The following is a 19,379-nucleotide window of genomic DNA, read 5'->3' as shown; positions in this document are numbered from 1 at the left end:
GTCAGGGTAAAACGATCCGGGCGAGGGCATGACGAGCAACTAGTGGAGCATCGGATGAGCCTCGCTTCGGATCTCAAAGTTCTTTATCACCTGGCCGTGAAGCCGGTGCGTGGCGACAACCACGCCGAACGCCTCGATAGCTTCTACAGCGGACAAGCGGGCGCCTACGACGACTTTCGTAAGCGTCTGCTGAAAGGTCGAGAGGAAATGTACCGCTCGATCGATCCGCCCCAGGACGCTGTCTGGGTCGACATGGGTGGCGGAACCGGATCGAACCTCGAGTTCATTTCCGATCGCATCTCGAAGCTGAAGAAGGCCTACGTGGTCGACCTGGCCTCGTCGCTGCTGAAGGTGTGCGACGACCGCATTCAAGAGCGTGGCTGGTCGAGCGTCCAAACGGTGGAAGCCGACGCGACCACGTGGACGCCGGAGGAAGGCTACGCCGATGTCGTGACCTTCTCGTATTCGTTGACCATGATTCCTGACTGGTACGCGGCAATCGACAACGCGCTGCGGATCTTGAAGCCAGGCGGAACAATCGGTGTGGTCGACTTCTATGTTTCGCGGAAGTTCCCCGACGATCAACTGACGCGACACAAATGGTTTACGCGTAGCTTCTGGCCGGTCTGGTTCGCGTCGGACAACGTCTTTCCGTCACGCGATCACCTTCCCTATTTGCGTCGTCACTTCGAAACGGCCAAACTGGAAGAGAACCGCGCCAAGGTGCCGTACCTGCTGTGGTTCAAGACTCCCTACTACATCTTCACCGGAACCAAACGCGCAGCGTAGGGTTGGTGCAAGTGAGCAGGTTTCCTGACGCACCGCCTTGTTGAAGAGGCAATTCCTGGTCAGAGCAGCGGAACTTTAGAGAACGAAACAGCAAAGCTAATGGCGAAATCGGTCCTCTCTCCATCCTTCCTGTTTCAGTATTCGGTCCCCTTTACCTATCGGGAAAAGATCTGGCACGATCGTCCGTTGGGTTACACCGACGATTACAAACTGCGCGGTTTTGGCGAGCTTGATAGCCGGAAGCAATTCGCCGACGTCCGTGGTGGCTGGAACGAACGGGGCGTTTCGTTCTCGGTCCTGGTTTCAGGAAAACGCCAGCCGGTGTGGTGCCGTGAAAGTCGCGTCGATGAAAGCGATGGCTTTCAGATCTGGATCGATACGCGGGCCACGCATAACGTTCACCGGGCAACCCGGTTCTGCCATCGGTTTGTCTTTCTGCCGATTGGCGCTGGCCCTAGCTATCGGAATCCGGTGGGCGATCAGTTGCTGATCAACCGTGCCCGCGAGAACGCCAATCCGGTTCGTCCCGGCGACTTGCGTGTCCGAGGAACACTCACCAAAGATGGTTACTTGTTGGAGTGCTGCGTCCCGGCGACCAGCCTCACCGGTTACGACCCGAGCGAATACGACAAGCTTGGCTTCTTCTACGCGGTGATGGATCGCGAACTAGGCTGGCAGACGCAAAGCGTCAACACGCAGTTCCCCATCGACGAAGACCCCAGCATCTGGTCGACGCTGGAACTGGTTGGCCGCTAAGCGAATTCCGGACGATCTTAGAAGTCGCGTAAGATTTCGACCGCCGCGTTCTTTCCGCAGGCACCCATCACGCCGCCACCAGGATGACTGGCCGCACCGCAAAGGTACAAGCCACGCACCGGCGTACGGTGATCGGCCCAACCTGGCACTGGCCGCATCGCGAAGAGCTGATTGAAGTTCATGGCACCCTGCATAATGTTGCCGCCAGTCAACCCATAGGTTCGCTCGAGATCCAGCGGCGAAAGAACCTGGCGATGCATGATCGCACCAGGGACGTTCGGGGCGTACTCGGCAATCTTGGCGATGCACGTGTCGGCGAACGATTCTTTGATGTCGTCCCAGTTGGCATCGCGAAGTTTATATGGGGCATACTGCACGAAGATCGACAAGATGTGCTTGCCATCAGGAGCGATTGTTTTGTCGACCGACGTGGGCATCGTCATTTCCAGGATCGGTGCCTGGCTCGGGCGACCATACTTGGCGTCGTCGTAGGCACGTTCGATATAGTCCATCGTCGGCGAAATGTGCATCGTGCCATGATGCAGCGGGCTGATGCCTTCGCCGGGGAATGCGGTGAACTGCGGAGGCTCGGCCAGGGCGAGGTTGATCTTCGCCGATGCCGAAGCGTAGTCGATGTTCGAGATCGCTCGTAGGAACTCAGGCGGCAGTTGGTTCGGCGTCAGGAACTTGCGGAACGTGAGATTCGCATCGACGCTCGACGCGACCACCTTCGCTTCGTAGCTGGTGCCATCGACCAATTGAACACCTTCCGCGCCGCGATTGCCCACCAGAATCTTCTCGACGGGGGCTTCTCGCACGATCGTCACGCCGAGCTCTTCGCAGGTCTTGGACAACGCCGTGGCGATGCCACCCATGCCCCCTTCGACAAAGCCCCAGACGCCGCGTTTGCCGCCTGCTTCTCCCATCACATGGTGGAGCAGCACATATGCCGTGCCAGGTGCCGAAATCGAAGCGAATGCCCCGATGATCGCGTCAGTGGCAAGGGTTGCTCGAAGCGGTTCGCTCTCGAACCAGCGTTCCAGGATCGGCCGAGCGGCACCGGACAGCAGTTCGATCGCCTCCGGGATTTCGCCCCCCAGCTTGCCAAAGGTCTGATAGAAATTCCACAGTCGCGACGTATCGCGAAGCCGTTTGGTGAGTGGGACGCTCCGCCAATCTTTGGGCATCGGCAGCGGGTCTGGCGCCGTCTGCATCAAGATTGGTTCGACGACCGCGGCAATTCGCTCGAGCAGTTCGTTGTACTTCGGATACGCTTCGGCGTCTTTCTGGCTGAACTTGGCGATCTGCTGCGCGTTCGAGTTAACGTCGTGCCCCAGCAGTAAATAGCGGCCATCGTCCGTCGGCGTGAACGAGGCGGGATCACGCGGCAGAATCTTCAAGCCATTCTGCTTCAGCTTCAGGTCGCGGATGATCTCCGGCAGCAGCAAGCTGACGACGTAAGAAGCGGTCGAGACCTTGAAGCCAGGCCAAAGTTCTTCCGTGGTCGAGCAGCCCCCCAGGACATGGCGGCGTTCGAGGACGGCGACTTTCTTTCCAGCCTTGGCCAGGTAAGCAGCGGTGATCAAGCCGTTGTGGCCTGCACCAATGACGATGCAGTCGAAGTACCCGCCGCGATGAACCATGCCGAATCAATCCTTTGCTAGGAAGCCTGAGATGGAATGCTACCAATCTAGACTTCGCCATCGGCGGCCGGAAAAGTTTACCGGCACGCCGTCAGACGATTCGATCTGCATAATCGGGACAAGTGCCAGATCATACCAAGCGAAAGCTATAGCGAAGGAATGTCTCGGACCCCAGTCAGTCGGGTGAATTCCTGGAGTTGCTGCTGGGCGGTCACCTTTTCGAGGGAGTCGGTCATGTTCTGATCCGATTTCTTATACCACTGGGCGGCTCGACCCAGAAAGCGGTTCCGCTCGGTTCCTGGTGGGCTGGCGATTCCAATCTCCCACCACCCTTCGGCGATCTTGAACTGGATGCGAGGATCGGCAGGAGTGGTCATTTCCGTCTCGGCCAGGTACTGCAAACGATCGTCGTTGCTTCGCAGGAGGAATTCGAATCCCTTTTCCCAGTTGTCACGATGGATGCACCAGAACTTGCCAACCATCAGGTTGCCTTGTTCGTCGAGCGAAGGAACTTCCAGCGAAAGGAAGCGGGCCTGGATCGCGTCGTAATCCTTCTTGGCGGCGTTGTTCCGCGACTTGAGGTTGTCCAGTTCGGTCATCGTCCGTTGGTCGTTCTGACTGGCCGCGTAGAATGTCCCGATGCGAATCAACTCGTCGATCGCTGGGAAATTATTGTCCGCGATGGCACGATTCAAGATCGTGCGGGCAATCGAACGAAACTCTGGCAAACGATGGGCGGGGATTCGCTGAATGTTCTCGGAACCGAAGCGAACGATGAACATGTCGGAACTGAACGAGTCGACCTGGTACTTTCGCTGAAGCTGCTCAAAGGCATCCTTCAACAGGATGGGGCTCTTGGCCAGAATCGCGAAGCGATAAGCAATCTGCAGAGCGGCACACTGTTTGACAGGATCGTTCTGCAGATACTCGGCGTGCTTCAGCAGCTTGCTGGCGATCTCGGCTTTCTTATGATCCTGGTCTGCTTCGCGAACTTCGTTCTGAAAAAGGCGTCGCAGTTCGATCGCGGCCGCATCGATCTCAGCTGTTTCTGGCAAGGGCATCTTCGAGGGATCCAAGTCGTTGCGACTGACCGGGCCTGCCATCGGCTGCGTCGACGTGAGCGAGATGTTCGTTCCTGCCGAAGCCATGCTTCCCGGCAGCGTCGGTGCCGAGGCGATCTCGCTCAGGTCGATCGGATTGCTCACGACGAACAAGCGATTGAGGTGATCCTGGTTGGTGACCGGGACATCATGCACTTCGCCATCGGCCGTGACCGCCAGGAACTTTTTATCAGGCCATCCGGTCAAGCCTTTAGAAGGGATCGATGGATCGAAGGCCAGATCTTCCGGCTTGGTCCACACGGGACGAGCTTGCGGATCAGCGAGTTCGACCATCACCACACTGTTGTAGAGACTACGAGAGGTTAGCGCACTGATCGGGGTTGCCCGGCGATCGTTCGCGGCGCAGGTTGGGCCGGTCAGCAGCACCAGGTTCGTTCGATCGTCCTGGTAGCCTGGCGTCGCATAAACGAACGGGATCTCGGTGCTCAGCTTGATGTTGGTCGGGCTGTCCCAAGGCTCGTTGAGTTGAAACTTCTTGTAAAGTTCGTCGTAGCCGAGGTAAGGCAGCAGGTGAACGCGCCAGCTTAAGAACTGTCTTCCCGTTGCATCGACAGGGGCCGTGGCTGGAATGCTTTTCGTTTCCGCGATTTGCTGGGCTAAGGCCTGGCCGACGAGTGCCATCAGGCCGTGGCTACGTGCTTTGGTTGCTGCTCGGTCGCTACCGCCGACGGGCATCAGCTTCATCGCTTCGATCACCGCCTGGCGTTTTTGTGCGCCCGCGATTCCAGGTTCGGTTGCTGCCACGGTCGTGGCTGGGGCTGGTGTCGTCGCAGCCGCAGCGGCAGGCTGCGCGGCTGGTTCTGGCTTGCTTGTCGCTGGCTGGGCAGCCGGAGCAGGTGCCGGGGTAGCCGCAGGCTGAGGCTTCACTTCTTCGGCTGGTTTCGGCGGAGGTGTTTCCGCGGGCTTCTCCGGCTGAGCAGCAGTCGCGGAGGGTTTGGCTTCCGCGGCAGGCTTTGCTTTCGCTGCTTGTTCGTCCGCATCAGGGGCACGGGTAAAGTTGAATCGCGCGAGCTTATCACTCGGCGAGCTGCCGCCGCAGCCACCACAACCACTGACCGAAATCAGTAACAGAATGGCCAGAGGTGCCGAAACGAGACGCTGAGAAGTTGCCCAATTCAGGAAGCCGAAAGTCATCGCTAACCATGGGGTTCAGGTTGATGGCGACCAGCACGCATCAACACGGTTTCAGATTTTCATTCCGACCAGATCGTGGGCCGGATTTCATGCCAAGCGCTGCATTGTAAGCAAGTTCCGATTTTGCCAATCCGAACTGAGGTGCAATTAGCGCATTCTTCACGCCCTCGCAACATAGAACTTGCGCAGCATAAATGCTTAGCTAGTTACCGGTCGTTAAACGGCCGATTTGCAGCCCTAAAAGAATCGCGCCGAGGCCCAGCGTCACATTCAGCAAGATGTTGGCGGCCGCCAGGTAAAGCTTGCCGTGCGGCGCGTCTTCGTACAAAAGAATGGTCTCGAAACTGAACGTCGAGAAGGTGGTGAACGAGCCGAGGAGGCCAGACAGTAAGGCCGTTCGCCAGAACGGAGGCAGGACATCGTGATGATGTCCAAGGAAGCCGAGGTAACCGAAGATCAAGCAGCCCAGTACATTCACCAGTAACGTGCCGACGGGGAAGCGGATCGAATCGTATACCGGCACCAGGCCTTGGATGAACGTCCCGAGATAGACCCGGCCGAGTGCGCCGAGGGCTCCGAACAGAGCAATGGTCAATATCAGGTAAGCCTTGGCCATGACGGTGATCCTCTGCCAGTTGCTTTCTGGCGGTTACGATTGTTCCAGCGACTGGGCGCGTGCCAGGGTGATGAGCATCGACTGCGGCAGCGTTTCCACACCGACATGGCGTAGCATGTTGATGGCCTGAGCGGTGGTGTAATGCGCGTGCGTCGCGACATGCAAAAGGACATCCATCGCGGAGACGCCAATCGCCTGACCTTGGAAACTGCTACTGCTCTTTTTGTAGATTGTCACCGAAAGCAGATCTGGCGTGAGCGTTGTCAGGTAGGCGTTCCAAAGTTGATCGAGCCGTTTCCAGCGATCGAACAATTCGGCCGAGGTAGTGACGGCACCCTCCCCTTCCTGATTGCCTGGCAGCTTGCCAGGGACATCGCCGGGGCAAAGCGTTTCGACTTTGCCTTGTAATGCCTCCAGCCAAACATATTCGGCGGCGTACATGTGGCAGAGCGTTTTCCAGAGCGTACCTTGCCCGATGGCGTGCTGCTGATGGAGCTGCTCTGACGTCAGCGAAAGGCAAGCCTGGCGAAGGTTTTCGTTGGCCCACATGCGATGTTCGTGCAGGCGAACAATGGGCGTGGTCGCGTTCATTCGATCGACTTTCTCATAAAAAAAGCGGCCCTGCTATTCAGGACCGCTTCCATGGTATTCGATCACCGAAGTGATGGCGACTACTTGTCGTCGAGGATATCGACAGCCTTGAAGGCCTGACCTTCGAGCATCGAGAGGCTGGCACCACCACCGGTCGAAACGTGGGTGACCTTGTCGTCCAGACCAAACTGGCCGATTGCGGCGGCACTGTCACCACCACCGATGATGCTGATGGCATCCGATTCGGCGATTGCGTCAGCGACAGCCTTGGTTCCGGCGTCGAATGGAGGCATCTCGAACACGCCCATTGGACCGTTCCAAACGACCGTCTTGGCGTCCTTCACCAGGTCGGCGTACAGCTTGGCGGTTTCTGGACCGACGTCGAGGCCCTCGAAGTCGTCTGGAATTTCGCCAGCCTTAACGACCTGCTTGTTGCAGCTTCCGCTGAAGTCGTCGCCGCAGTGGGTGTCGACGGGCAGAACCAACTTGTCGCCACCTTGGGCGATCAGTTCCTTGGCCAGTTCAACCTTGTCCTTTTCGACCAGGCTCTTGCCAACCTTGCCGCCTTGAGCGAGCGAGAAGGTGTAGGCCATAGCACCACCGATGAGCACTTTGTCGCAGATACCCAACAGATTCTTGATGACCATGATCTTGTCGGAGACCTTGGCACCACCCAGGATCGCGACGAATGGGCGCTTTGGGTTGCCGATGGCATCGGACAAGTAGGTGATTTCTTTTTCGACCAGGAAGCCGACAACCTTGGGCTTGCTTCCCATCGCTTCTGGAACGGCAACCATCGAAGCATCGGTACGATGGCAGGTACCGAAGGCATCGTTGCAGTAGATGTCGGCGAAGGCGGCCAGCTTGCCAGCGAATTCGGCGTCGCCCTTTTTTTCGCCCTTTTCAAATCGCAGGTTTTCCAGCACGACCACGCCACCATCGGTCAGGGCGGCAACCTTGGCGGCGGCATCTTCGCCGACGGTGTCGCTGGCGAAAGCAACTTCCTTGCTCAACAGTTCGCCCAGGCGAACGGCGGCTGGCTTCAGGCTGTAAGCCGAGTTGTCGGCGCCTGGTTCAGGACGGCCAAGGTGGCTCATCAGGATCAGTTGGCCACCACGGTCGACAACCGACTTGATCGAAGGAAGGGCCATTTCGATTCGACGATCGTCGGTGATCTTGCCGCTGTCATCGAGGGGGACATTGAAGTCGACCCGCATCAAGACTTTTTTTCCACTGACGTCGACATCGGCGATCGATAGCTTTGCCATTTTGGATTCAAGCTCCAAGAAAGGTTTTCTTTTCGTTTTCGTTTGAAACCGACAATGTAACGTCCTGGCGGGCATCGCAAAAGGTGCCGCAATCGGACGGGGCCAGCGACACCGCAGAGGCCCCTGGAAGGGGAAAACGATCCCCTAGGGGCTAATCGGCGTCGATCGTTCCGGCGGAATGGGGCATGCGTGGCCAGTGATTCAGGCCAAGGCAAACCAGGACGACCAGCATCGGCAATGTCGCTTGCAGGGCCTGGATCGCGAAATCGGAAAGGGACTGCGGAGTACTCATCTGCAAGCTGAGCTGCATGTTCCGGCCCAGTTCGGACTCGACGCTTTGAATCCGCAATGTGATCGTGCTGGCCAGACAGAACACCGCCACCAAACCGGAAGAAAGCCAAATCCAGCCTTTCATCCAACCACCCCGATACGCCAGCCGAAATAATAGCAAAGCACACGCGATCGGGACGACCACTTCACCGATCGTGTTGAGCAACCCGGCAGAAAGGTTGCCCAGCAGTTGAGCTTCGGGCGTATGAGGAATCAGCCAGCCATTCCGCGTCAGCCAAAGGAACGCTTGCGGAATCATGGCTACGCTGACTAGGTAAAACAGAGCTGCTCCGAGAAAGCTTAACGGAATCGGCAGCAGGCCGAAGATCAACCCTGGGTGCCGACCTGCGAAGCTTTGCTGGCGATACTCGGAAACCAGCCGCTGCGTCAGTTGATCGATCGTGCCGAAGCGATCGAGGCACCGGGCCAATTGCTCCGGCGATTGGCTGCTGAAGCGGAGCAGATCCTCGAAATGGTCCTCCAGTTCGAGCACAGTGCGATCGACATAGTTGCGAGGCAAACCTTGATCGATCAAACGTGTTCGGAGTGAGTCAAGAAATGGAAGCGTTTCCACGGTCATCCTCTCCGTGAAGAACTTTTTCAATGGCGAGCATGGTCTGTTCCCAGAGCGATTGCTGCTGCTCTAGTTTCTTACGACCTGCCCGGGTAACCCGATAGACGACGCGGCTGCGTCCGCTGACCGTCTCTCGCTTCGAGGCGAGCTTCTTGTCGCGTTCCAGACGATGCAGGATCGGATAGATGCATCCCTCGCCGAACTCCAATTCGCCATCACTGGCCAGGCGGATCGCTTGAACCAGCTCGTAACCATACATCGGACGACGAGCCAACAGACGCAACAAAAGAAGCTCTGGCACGCCATTGAGGAAATCGGGATTGCTACTTTTCGGGGCCATCCGTGACGACACGATCTCAGGCAAGAAGTGTTCCAATCACGGGATAATACCTAGAACGACAAGGTATGTCAATTAAGACTTAAATCGAGCAATGTCACATTGCCATGCCTTGAACCAATAGGTATCGTCCCGCGTAAGTCAATCAGGCGTTGGTGTCACGGTGATTCCAACCCGTTTTGTGATAGGGAGATCCAAAATGATTCGAGCGATGTTGTGCTGCGGCGTTGTCGCAGGGACCCTGTTGTTGGCGAGTTCCCTCTACGCGGAAGGGCCGATCGGCATGCCTTTGGAAGGGAAATGGGTCGGGCAGATGGAGACGAGCTACGACCGTGTGGACGAAGTGCTGAAGCGAGATGGCATGTCGTTGCCGATGCGACTGATGCTGGTCCCGTACGTGCGTTGGCAGATCAGCAAATGCCAGATGAGCGTCGAATTCAAACCGAACGGCGACGCGGCAATCGAGGTGACGGGCTCCGATTCCATCCATGTCGAAGCCGAAGACCCGAAGTGGCTCGCCAGTCAGAATTCCCAAGGCCAATGGGAAGTGGCCATCGCAGGCAAGGCCAAGACGCATATCTGGCAGGCCGACATGGCCGACGACGGCGACACGCTGTTGGTTTCCGGAGATAGCTGGCAAGCGACGCCGTTTCAAGTGACCCGTTTCCGTCGCCAGCCGTGACGATGCTAGTAACAGACATTCACGCGAGTGAAAGCGTTTGGGCGTGCTTTCACTCGTGCTTGGAATCGATCCGCAGCAGACGGAGGCTGTTGGCAATCACCGCCAGCGAAACGCCGGTGTCGGCCAGGATCGCCAGCCACAGATTGGAATAGCCAATCATCGTCAGTAAGACGAAGACCGCCTTGATCGCCAGCGCGGCGAAGATGTTCTGCCGGATCAGAGACAACGTTCGTCGGCCGTGATGGATCAGCCAGGGAAGCTTTTCGATTTCGTCCGACATCAGGGCGACATCGGCCGTTTCAATTGCCGTGTCACTTCCCATCGCCCCCATGGCGATGCCGACATCTGCCGCGGCAAGTGCCGGGCCATCGTTGATGCCATCCCCGACCATGGCGACCAGTCCGTGCTCGTGATGCAGCCTGCCGACCGCTTCTATTTTTTGCTCAGGCAGTTGCTCGCCCCTCCAGGCATCGACGCCGACCGTTTCGGCCACGCTGCGAACCACGTCGTTGCGATCGCCGGAAATCAATTCGATCTGGGAAACGCCTAACCGATGCAGCGCAGCCACCGCAGCCGTAGCGGTCTCTCGTAATTGATCTTGTAAATAGAATGCAGCGAGCAGTTGATTTTCATGTCCAAGCAGAACAATGTTGCTGCCTGGCTCAGGCGAAGCTTCTTGCAGTAGTCCCGCGTCGATCGATTGTTCTTCCGCCAGCCGCATGCTGCCGAGCCAGACCGAGCGACCGTTGACTTCGCCACGGATACCACGCCCAGGGATCTCTTCGACCTGGTTGGCATCAGCGGAGGTGCCCCCTTGATCTTGGGTGAACTTCAGAATCGCTTTCGCGATCGGGTGCGTACTGTGCTGTTGAAGTGACGCGGCGATGGAGTTGGCTTCGTTCGAATCCATGTCGTTGAACGTGCGAATCGAAGTAACCGATGGCATGCCGGTGGTAAGCGTTCCGGTTTTGTCGAGGACGATTGCTTTGACCTTCGCCAAGGTTTCCAGCGAAAGGCCACCTTTGACCAGCACGCCGTTTCGGGCGGCTGCCGTCAGGCCGGAAACGATGCTGACCGGAGTCGAGATCACCAGAGCACATGGGCAGGCAATCACCAGCAGCACCAGGCCGTTATAGAACCAGGTCGTTGCGTTTTCGACGGTCCAGCCAAACAGCGTCGGCGGAATCACCATCATGGCAACCGCCAGCAGCATCATGGTGGGCGTGTAATAACGAGCGAACTTGTCGACCCATTGTTCGCTTGGGGCACGGCGCTGATACGCTTGATCGATCAGTCGCACAATACGCGTGAGCAAGGTCGAACCGGACGTTCCTTCAACGCGAAACTCGAGGCTGCCGCTGCCATTGATCGTTCCGGCATAAACCGGATCGCCCGGCTGCTTTTCGACGGGAACCGATTCGCCAGTGATGGGGGCCTGATCGACAGCGGACAAGCCTTCAGTGATCGTGCCATCAAGCGGAATCCGTTCGCCAGGTCGAACGACACAAATCTGGCCATCCTGAACGTCGTCGGTGGGGATCTCTTGAATCTCGCAGCAACTCTTCACGCGAGCGATGTCCGGGGCCAGCGTCATCAGCGACTGGATCGAGCGCCGGGCACGGCTCACACTTTGTTGTTCGAGCACTTCCGAGAGGGTGAATAAGAAGACGACCATCGCGCCTTCAAACAGTTCGCCCAGGATCACGGCTCCGGCAACCGCCACGCACATCAGCACGTTCATGTCGGCGGTGAATCGCCAGACCGATTTGAGTGCCTTCGGCAAGATCCAGCGGATCCCCAGCCCAATCGAGACAAGGTAAAGGAAGCTGGCGACGACCGAGACTGAGTGAGCCGATTCTTCGATGCTGAACAGAGCCCAGATCGAACCCATGTCCCAGGCTTGGACGGCGACGGCGACCAGCAAGAACGCACCGCAGCGGATCAAAGCTCGTTCGCGATCACGCCCGGCCGGGGACGGCTTGGCTTCGTCGGCTTTTGCTTTTGTTTCCTGAAAACGCTGAGCCGTCATCCCGAGGGTACCGACCTCGTCGATCAGTTGCTGAATATTCCAATGATCGGAGTCGTAGTAGATATCCATCCGCCCGCGCATGACATCGAAATCGAGTTTTTCGATGCCAGGCTTGCTGGCGAGCCCCTCTTTCAGGATCCGAGCTTCTTCCGAGCAATCGAGTTCTGTCACTTTCAGGCTAACCTGTGAGGACGATTCGAGCGTCTTTTCTGGGGCTGGATTAGGCATCCGGAACTACTGTCGTAATATGGATTTATGAGAGGTTATGGTCTTTGAATCGTAGCGTTCCAGGCCAGCAGGTCAAAGCCCCGCATCCACTTGGCATGGGGGGAATGCGCGTCTAAGCTGAAAGGTTTCCCTGGATTGTGCCGAAATCGGCTAGGGAATCAGGTTCTTCCAACTGTGGAATCGTAGGTCATGTTTCCCCTGGCGTTGATTGCCATTTACTGCCTGCTGATCATCGCCGCCTCTCTGCTGGGAGGTTGGTTGCCGGTCGTCATGCGTCTGACGCATACCCGGATGCAGATGATGATGAGTGCGGTTGGTGGCTTGATGCTGGGAGTTGGCATCCTGCATATGCTGCCGCATGGCATCAGCGATTGCGGTTCGATCGACTGGGCGATGGGTGGTCTGCTGCTGGGTTTGCTGACCACCTTCTTCCTGATGCGTCTGTTTCATTTTCATGAACACGCCCCGGTCGAGAACGACTATCCTGGCACCGCGGCTGGCGACCATGAACATGGCGGTCACCTGCACTGCGAACACGATCATGGCCACCACCATCATGGGCACGATCACTCCGAGGACGCGGCCGATTCGCGAATGCGTTGGCTCGGAATCTTCCTCGGGCTTTCGCTGCACACGCTGCTAGATGGTGTCGCTTTGGCGGCCGGAGTTTCGGCGGCAGCCCATCACGATCCGAACGCGGTCGGAATCATGGGGCTGGGGGTCTTCCTGGGAATCTTTCTGCACAAGCCGCTCGATGCCTTGTCGATCACGTTCGTCATGCGACAAAGCAAGTGGCCGATTCAAACGATCAACATCGTCAACCTTGGCTACGCGTTGATGTGCCCGCTCGGCGTGTTGTTGTTCTACACCGGCTACAACGGGCTCGATACCTCGAAGCAGTTTATGGTCGGCATGGCTCTTTGCTTCTCGGCGGGCGTCTTCCTTTGTATCTCGCTGGCAGACATCTTGCCGGAAGTGCAGTTCCATTCACACGACAAAGTGAAGCTTTCGCTGGTGATGCTGCTGGGGGTTGGCGTTGCCTATCTGATTGGTTTCGCCGAACCAGGCGGACTGCATAATCATGATCAGCCTGCCCCACCTGCCGCGACGGAAGTCTCGCAGCCTGAGTGATCTTCGCGCGGCAAATTCTCACGCCGGTGCTAGGGCGAGCGGGGTACGCGGGCATCGACGCCGGGGCGTTTGCGAGGCTTGGGATCGATCGGCACGTTGATGAACCAGTTCAGAAACAAGCCAAGCAGGAAGCCGACAACCAGCATCGTCAAAAATGGGTACGGCGCATTGGCGGTCTCGAACCCGTGGCGGAGCGACGAACCGAACACGGTTGCCAAAGTAGCGATCGGAAAGAACAACGCCACCAGGATATTGAGCCGATGTGCCGAGACCGACATGCGGTGTGAACTCGCGGCTTGTTGTTCGCTGCGCTGGGCAATCAGGAAATCGAGCTCATTCTTCGACTCGTTGTAGAGCAGTTCGGCGGAACGCTCGAGTTCGTAACTGCGGTCGCGATAGTTGATCATCAGGCGATCGTTGCCAGAGAGTTCGCGAGCCTTCTGGAGCGTCGCGTGCAGGTTTCTAGTGGCTCGCAGCAAGGGGGCCAGTTCGCTGATTACTCGAAAATAGTCTTCGCTCGATTGGGCGTCGTTTTCGGCCTTCTCCAGCCTCTCGATCGCGACAGTGTATTCGTCCAGGTGCTTGAGCATGGCGGAAGGGCCCTGGCCAAGATCGCTGCTAATCCATTTCCCTTCCGGCGACCTCCAAAAATAGCGACCGCTCCGAATGCGATCGCCCAGCTTCGGCGGACGATGCACGACCAGCAGCAGGTGGCCGTTGGCCTCCATCACGCGCTGACGACCAGGTCCATCGCCAAGTCGTTGCCGAAGAATCTCTGGGACTTCCCAGCTCATTGGCAAAATCGAAGGGGTAGCCATGGCCGACCGCTCCAGATGTGGGGTGTGAAATGTTGGGGCAATTGAGATTGGTTCCCGAATGGGATTCGCTACAGACATCAAAAAATACAGGAATATGGCCACGAATCCATAAAAACCGTCCAGGAATGTTTGGGAATCTTGTCATCGCTCGGGGTTTCAACCAAAATCAGTTCTTGAATATCGCGTCGTGACTGCCCAGGGCATAGGTACAAACCCTGAACGCCGCCGCGAACCATCCCCGGACCAAGAAGACATTCGCACTTCGTAAAGGAAAACTCATGTTGAAACGTTTGGCCGCTGGTGCCGCTTTTTGTTTGTTGCTGACCGCTGTCGCAACCGCCGCTGAAGGCGAATGGAAGTCGTTGATGGACGGCAAGACCTTCGACGGTTGGAAGATCAGCGAAAACCCACAATCGTGGGCAGTGGAAGACGGCGCTTTTGTTGCCAAGGGCGATCGCAGCCACTTGTTCTACGTGGGCGAAGACAAGCCTTTCAAGAACTTCGAGTTCAAGGCGAAAGTTAAGACCGACAAGAACAGCAACGGCGGTATCTACTTCCACACCAAGTTCCAAGACAAGGGTTGGCCAAAGTATGGCTTCGAAGCCCAGGTCAACAACACTCACGGCGATCCTAAGAAGACCGGCGGCATTTACTCGGTGAAGGACGTCATGAACAACTCGCCAGCGAAGGATGGCGAATGGTTCGACTACTACATCAAGGTGGATGGCAAGCATGTCATCATCAAGATCAACGGTGAAGTCACCGCGGATTACACCGAACCAGAAGGTGCCAAGCCAGGTAATGACTTCACCCGAGTCCTCGACAAGGGCACCTTCGCCCTGCAGGCTCACGATCCAGGCAGCACTGTCTGGTTCAAGGACATCGAAGTCCGTCGTCTGGACGACTAACGCATCTGCGTCCCGCCGATCAACAGAAATGGCCGCGAACTTATTCGCGGCCATTTCTATTTCTTGAAGTCGTAAGCAGCGACTAGGTGTATTCCATCATGTCACCTTCAACCATGCGACGGAGCGTGCTGGGGAAGTCAGGCAGCGCACTTCGTACACGCGTCCAGGTCGGCATCTCGTGGGCAGATACAGGGTTCTCGAAGAATTCTTGACCGCACTGCGTGATCAGCCGGGCGAAGCCTTCGACAGATTGTTCTTCACTGTGACGATCGAACGAGAGGCCGTTGATTACCGCGTCGGCGTGATACTGCCGAATGGCGTCCTGGGCATAACGCAGGTAAGCCGATTCCAGGGTGTTAAACATCCCCATGCTGAACACGATCCCGCGACTCGAAAGCGTGCGGTAGATGCTGTGCAGGATGTCGGAGGTCATCTTCATCAGCCCGCGCTGAGCATCTTCCAGCGAGACTGGCTGATGCTTGTGTTCGTACGGATGTCCCAGGTCGATCTGGCAAATGCGCTTGGGGCTTGTATTCCGGAACACTTCGGCCAAGGTGCCCACCTCCAGGCCCCAGTCACTGGGAATGCGATTGGCACGCACCAGCGTCGACGTGATGGCAAACTCGCCTGAGAGTGGGTAGCGAAAGCTGTCAAGGAAGACCAGGAAGTCGTCGTTGCCGATCACACCGATCAGCGATCGCAGCAGCGGTGTCATCAGCAAGCGAACCACGCGGCCATGCATCCGGTCGGTGACTCGGGCGTAGTACGCTTTGCAGAAATCGAAGTCGAACCCGCGGTGGGCCATCGGCAAGCAAAGCCGCATCAACATGTCGCGGTGGTAATTAACGATGTCGCAGTCATGCAGCGCCATCGCTTTGATTTCAGGATCGGCCAGCAAGTAGCCAAACGCGGTCCATACGGCTCGTCCCTTGCCGGGAACGGAAACGTTGAAGCCTGCATCGGTCAGCTGTTGGAAAGCGGCAATCCCTCGCGGACCATCGGTCCACAGCACACGAGCCATGTTGCCCAGGCCGGACGTTAACTGGCGGCACTCGCGATAATCGTCCACCGACTCTGCCCGGTTCAACACGATCACAATCGTCTTCAGAAACGACGTGCCTTCCAGTTCCTTCATAATGGTCGAGAAGGCCGGGGCTCGCATGTCGCTGGCCGTGACCGGCAAGATCAACCCCATTGGGTATTCGCTCGTCGCATCGACCAGCGTTTGCTCCAACTGCGCCGAATCGACCGTGCCGAAATCGTGCAGTGTAGAGATTGGGCCTTGTTGGATAAAGTCGGACAAGTGGGGTTACTCCTCGCCGGGAACTGGGGTGTGGGATGGGCTGTTGATAAGGGGCGTTTACGTCTCGTCCGGCTCAGTCAGCCAGACAACCTGGTAAGGATCAAGCGTGATGCCTTGCGACTCGACGACGAACGATTCGCTGATCGCGTCGTATTTCAGCTCTTTCAGCTTAGGATCGCTGAGGGGCAAGCTTTGCAGTTTGTCGGTCAGGTTCGCGAGTACCAGAATCGTTTGGTCTCGCTCCGGTGACGTACGAAGGAAACCGAAGATGGCCGGATTGCCGGTCGCGTAGACTTCGCTCGGGCCATCGGGATGAAACGCTGGCTGGGCGATCCGCGCCTTCAACAGCGATTGATAGCCATGGAACACGCGCTGCTGCAGCGAGTCTGGCTTCGAGATCTGGTTCTCAAGTTCCAGACGCTCGAACTTGCGGCGATTAATGCGGCGTGGAATGCCACTTTCTTCGACGCCGGTGATATGGTTCTGCGTGCCGACCAGGCTATGGAAGTAGATCCCAGGGATCCCCTTCATTGCCAGCATGATGGCCTGAGTTGCCAGGAAGCGGGCCGCATGCAGTTCAGGACCGAACCCTTCCGGTTCGCCCATCGCGTCGACGTAGGTGATGTTCAACTCGTACGGCTTCTGCGATCCGTCGGGCATCGTTCGCATACCGACCAGGCCGCCTCGATCGCGCGTCGCGGTGACTAGTTTATCGAGGCGTTCCGAAGGAACGAGTCCTTCCAGAGGTCGCACCCCAATGCCATCGTGCGAGGCGGTGAAGTTGAAGTAAGTCGTTCCGGCAGGAATGTCGTACAGCGATTGCATCCACTCGTTGAGCGAACTGGCATCTTCGTTCAGGTAGGCATCGTAAAGCAGCGGCGGCAAGCTGAACTGATAGACCATGTGTGCTTCGTCCGCCAGGCCAAAGTAGCTGATGTTCTCGGCATGCGGGACGTTGGTTTCGGTGAGCAGCAGCACGTGCGGAGCGACCATCTCGGTCGCCGTTCGCATCAGTTTGACTGCCTCATGCGTTTCATCCAGATGCAGGCAATTCGTGCCGATCGTTTTCCATAGGAACGCGATCGCATCGAGGCGGACAATACGGGCACCGTTCTCGATATAAAAAAGCAGCACATCGAGCATCGCCAGCAAGACTTCCGGGCTGCCGAAATTCAGGTCGACCTGGTCGGCGCTGAAGGTTGTCCAGACATGCTTTTCACCAGATGCCGATGGAAACGGCGTCAGCAGAGGCAACGCTCTTGGACGGACGACGGCGCTCAGGTCGGTGCTGGGATCAACGTCGATAAAGAACTCGTCGTAAGGTTTTTCACCGGCGAGGTACTTCTGAAACCATTCGTTTTTCTGCGAGCAGTGGTTCGTCACGAAGTCGAAGGCGAGATTGAAATCTTCCGCCAGGCCAGCCACGTCCGGCCAATCGCCAGAACCTGGATCGACTTGCTTGTAGTCGACGACAGAGAATCCATCGTCGGACGTATACGGATAAAATGGAAGCAGGTGAACCGTGTTGATCAGGTCCTGATAGCCATGCTGCACCAGGAACTCGCGAAGCACTGCCAGCGGCGGCTTGTCAGTACCATAGACCTGGTCGGCATAGGTGATCAGCACGACGTCGGTCTCGTCCCAGCCGATACGTTTGGCGGCCGGGATCTTGGCGGTGTACGACTCCAGCAGTTCGACGATACGCGGCAGAACGACGTCGGCAGTTGACTCGCCATACATCCGAGTCAGGTGCATCTTAAGAGTATCGTGTTGTTCTGACGTGCCGATCATGGAACCTCCCTATTCGATTGTCGCGTCTGGGGCCAACACACGACAAGCTTTATAAATCGTCCATACCGGTGAAGTTGGTCACCAGGGCCCGCAGTTTGCGTTTGAGCACCGAGTAGCTAAAGAAACGCTTGCCCAGTTCAAAGTTGTGCTCGACCACTTCCTGGCGATAAGCTTCGTCTTCCATCAGGTTGCGAACCTGGGTGACGACGTCCTTGGTGAGATAGCCATTCATCGTCACGACCTTGAAGCCCTTGGGCTCGATGTCGGTCACGAAGATCGAATAGCGATTCACCAGGATCGGTTTCTTGAAATAGAACGCCTCGATCAAGGCGTTGCCGAAACCTTCGTAAAGGCTCGGATAACTAATGAAGTCGGCGGCTGCGTAACAGTCGCCCAGTGTGTAAATCTTGCGGCCTTCGGAATCGAGCCCGCGCTCTTCACCGACACGGTCGGCAACAAAGCGAAGATCGACGTTCTGGCGATCGGCCATCTCTTGCAAGGCATTCATGTACTCGTCACCCTCGTCGCCAGATTCGTGGGTCACGACCAATTTGTATTGAGGATTGTTGAGCGAATTGACCAGCGAGATCGCGTGCTCGATCCCTTTTCGCGGCACGACACGCGTCGGTTGCAAGATCACGATGTCGTTAGGCGAAAGTCCGATGTCCTCTTTAAAGCTAAGAGGATACTCGTCACGGACCGGTGGATCTTCGAAGTCGAGAACGTTCGGCACGAGGATCGACGATTGACCTTTGCGGTGCGACAGATCGGCCTGACCAGGCAGGTTAATCGTCACATGCTGAATCGATGGCAGCGTCGGTGGAAATGCCATCGACAAGATGTCACCCACCGCGTTCACCGAGAACCGATCGCGTTCCCAGTAGAAATCGTGATGGTGAGCGATAGTCGGGAAGCCGGTCTCGGCAATGAACATGGTGATGGCGACGCCCAGTGGAACATTCATTGGAATGCACAGGGCGTTTTGCACAATCATCACCTCGATATTGAACCGACGGGTGAACTCGTAAAGTGTGTGCTTGAGGTATTCGGCCAGGGCGAAAATTCTTCGCGAGACCTCGGGGTCGCGGGTCGTCGTGCCGAAGATCCTTCGATTGATCCACTGAATATCGGGATGACCGAAATAGGCATGGGGTACCAGGCTGGTGATGTCTGGATTGGTATCCATCTTCCCACCGTACCAGTAGCTGACATGCTTGTTATCCCACAACACCTTGGCCCACTTCGCAGCTTCCAGCGACACACCGTCGGTGCCTGCGAAACGAGTCCCCACAAAGCCAATATTGTGGCCTGTGATTTCAGGAATGTTCAT

The 19,379-nt window shown here is 57.1% G+C and carries 17 protein-coding genes; 5 read left to right on the top strand and 12 right to left on the bottom strand.

Annotation, left to right across the window (positions count from 1 at the left end):
- Window positions 1–54 precede the first annotated feature (54 nt).
- Both AB1L30_RS11390 and AB1L30_RS11385 read left to right on the top strand, forming a co-directional pair.
- Complete coding sequence (locus tag AB1L30_RS11390) at window positions 55–789, top strand: class I SAM-dependent methyltransferase (protein ID WP_367013542.1); 735 nt, start codon at window positions 55–57, stop codon at window positions 787–789.
- 99 nt (window positions 790–888) lie between these two features.
- Window positions 889–1,545 (top strand): hypothetical protein, encoded by a 657-nt coding sequence (locus AB1L30_RS11385; RefSeq protein ID WP_367013541.1) that lies wholly within the window; start codon window positions 889–891, stop codon window positions 1,543–1,545.
- Between the two features lie 17 nt (window positions 1,546–1,562).
- On the opposite strand, the gene AB1L30_RS11380 is transcribed toward AB1L30_RS11385, so the two are convergent.
- From AB1L30_RS11380 to AB1L30_RS11350, 7 genes are all read right to left on the bottom strand, one after another.
- Entirely contained in the window at window positions 1,563–3,188 is a 1,626-nt protein-coding gene (locus tag AB1L30_RS11380; RefSeq protein ID WP_367013540.1) for an NAD(P)/FAD-dependent oxidoreductase, read from the bottom strand.
- A gap of 146 nt (window positions 3,189–3,334) precedes the next feature.
- Window positions 3,335–5,443, bottom strand: a complete 2,109-nt coding sequence (locus AB1L30_RS11375; RefSeq protein WP_367013539.1) for a DUF1559 domain-containing protein — start codon at window positions 5,441–5,443, stop codon at window positions 3,335–3,337.
- 202 nt (window positions 5,444–5,645) lie between these two features.
- Entirely contained in the window at window positions 5,646–6,059 is a 414-nt protein-coding gene (locus tag AB1L30_RS11370) for a CrcB family protein (RefSeq protein WP_367013538.1), read from the bottom strand.
- 33 nt (window positions 6,060–6,092) lie between these two features.
- Window positions 6,093–6,650, bottom strand: a complete 558-nt coding sequence (locus tag AB1L30_RS11365; RefSeq protein ID WP_367013537.1) for a DinB family protein — start codon at window positions 6,648–6,650, stop codon at window positions 6,093–6,095.
- 80 nt (window positions 6,651–6,730) lie between these two features.
- Window positions 6,731–7,918, bottom strand: a complete 1,188-nt coding sequence (locus AB1L30_RS11360) for a phosphoglycerate kinase (protein WP_367013536.1) — start codon at window positions 7,916–7,918, stop codon at window positions 6,731–6,733.
- A 151-nt stretch (window positions 7,919–8,069) separates the two neighbouring features.
- Window positions 8,070–8,822 (bottom strand): hypothetical protein, encoded by a 753-nt coding sequence (locus AB1L30_RS11355; RefSeq protein WP_367013535.1) that lies wholly within the window; start codon window positions 8,820–8,822, stop codon window positions 8,070–8,072.
- Complete coding sequence (locus AB1L30_RS11350; protein ID WP_367013534.1) at window positions 8,800–9,162, bottom strand: PadR family transcriptional regulator; 363 nt, start codon at window positions 9,160–9,162, stop codon at window positions 8,800–8,802. Before AB1L30_RS11350 ends, AB1L30_RS11355 begins: the two co-directional genes overlap by 23 nt.
- Before the next feature lie 196 nt (window positions 9,163–9,358).
- On the opposite strand from AB1L30_RS11350, the gene AB1L30_RS11345 reads away from it, so the two are divergent.
- Window positions 9,359–9,841, top strand: a complete 483-nt coding sequence (locus tag AB1L30_RS11345) for a hypothetical protein (protein ID WP_367013533.1) — start codon at window positions 9,359–9,361, stop codon at window positions 9,839–9,841.
- 49 nt (window positions 9,842–9,890) lie between these two features.
- Here AB1L30_RS11345 and AB1L30_RS11340 read toward each other — a convergent pair whose 3' ends face one another.
- The gene (locus AB1L30_RS11340) at window positions 9,891–12,098 is read right to left on the bottom strand and encodes a cation-translocating P-type ATPase (RefSeq protein ID WP_367013532.1); all 2,208 of its coding nucleotides are present in this window, start codon (window positions 12,096–12,098) and stop codon (window positions 9,891–9,893) included.
- A gap of 189 nt (window positions 12,099–12,287) precedes the next feature.
- Between AB1L30_RS11340 and AB1L30_RS11335 the strand changes: the two genes are divergently transcribed.
- A complete protein-coding gene (locus AB1L30_RS11335; protein ID WP_367013531.1) occupies window positions 12,288–13,229 on the top strand; it encodes a ZIP family metal transporter in 942 nt (313 codons plus the stop codon).
- Between the two features lie 29 nt (window positions 13,230–13,258).
- On the opposite strand, the gene AB1L30_RS11330 is transcribed toward AB1L30_RS11335, so the two are convergent.
- Window positions 13,259–14,047 carry a hypothetical protein gene (locus tag AB1L30_RS11330; RefSeq protein ID WP_367013530.1) on the bottom strand — a complete coding sequence of 263 codons (789 nt, stop codon included), beginning with the start codon at window positions 14,045–14,047 and terminating at the stop codon, window positions 13,259–13,261.
- A 278-nt stretch (window positions 14,048–14,325) separates the two neighbouring features.
- Between AB1L30_RS11330 and AB1L30_RS11325 the strand changes: the two genes are divergently transcribed.
- Window positions 14,326–14,955, top strand: a complete 630-nt coding sequence (locus AB1L30_RS11325; RefSeq protein WP_367013529.1) for a DUF1080 domain-containing protein — start codon at window positions 14,326–14,328, stop codon at window positions 14,953–14,955.
- Between the two features lie 82 nt (window positions 14,956–15,037).
- Here the strand turns inward: AB1L30_RS11325 and AB1L30_RS11320 are convergent, their stop codons facing one another.
- From AB1L30_RS11320 to AB1L30_RS11310, 3 genes are read right to left on the bottom strand one after another with little or no spacing between them, the layout of a single operon-like run.
- The gene (locus tag AB1L30_RS11320; protein WP_367013528.1) at window positions 15,038–16,258 is read right to left on the bottom strand and encodes a glycosyl transferase; all 1,221 of its coding nucleotides are present in this window, start codon (window positions 16,256–16,258) and stop codon (window positions 15,038–15,040) included.
- 57 nt (window positions 16,259–16,315) lie between these two features.
- Complete coding sequence (locus AB1L30_RS11315; RefSeq protein WP_367013527.1) at window positions 16,316–18,049, bottom strand: alpha-amylase family glycosyl hydrolase; 1,734 nt, start codon at window positions 18,047–18,049, stop codon at window positions 16,316–16,318.
- A 49-nt stretch (window positions 18,050–18,098) separates the two neighbouring features.
- Complete coding sequence (locus AB1L30_RS11310) at window positions 18,099–19,379, bottom strand: glycosyltransferase family 4 protein (RefSeq protein WP_367013526.1); 1,281 nt, start codon at window positions 19,377–19,379, stop codon at window positions 18,099–18,101.

Source organism: Bremerella sp. JC817, assembly GCF_040718835.1.
Lineage (GTDB): Bacteria > Planctomycetota > Planctomycetia > Pirellulales > Pirellulaceae > Bremerella.
The sequence above is the reverse complement of the archived record's forward strand: the minus strand, read 5'-3'. Positions and strand labels throughout refer to the sequence as shown.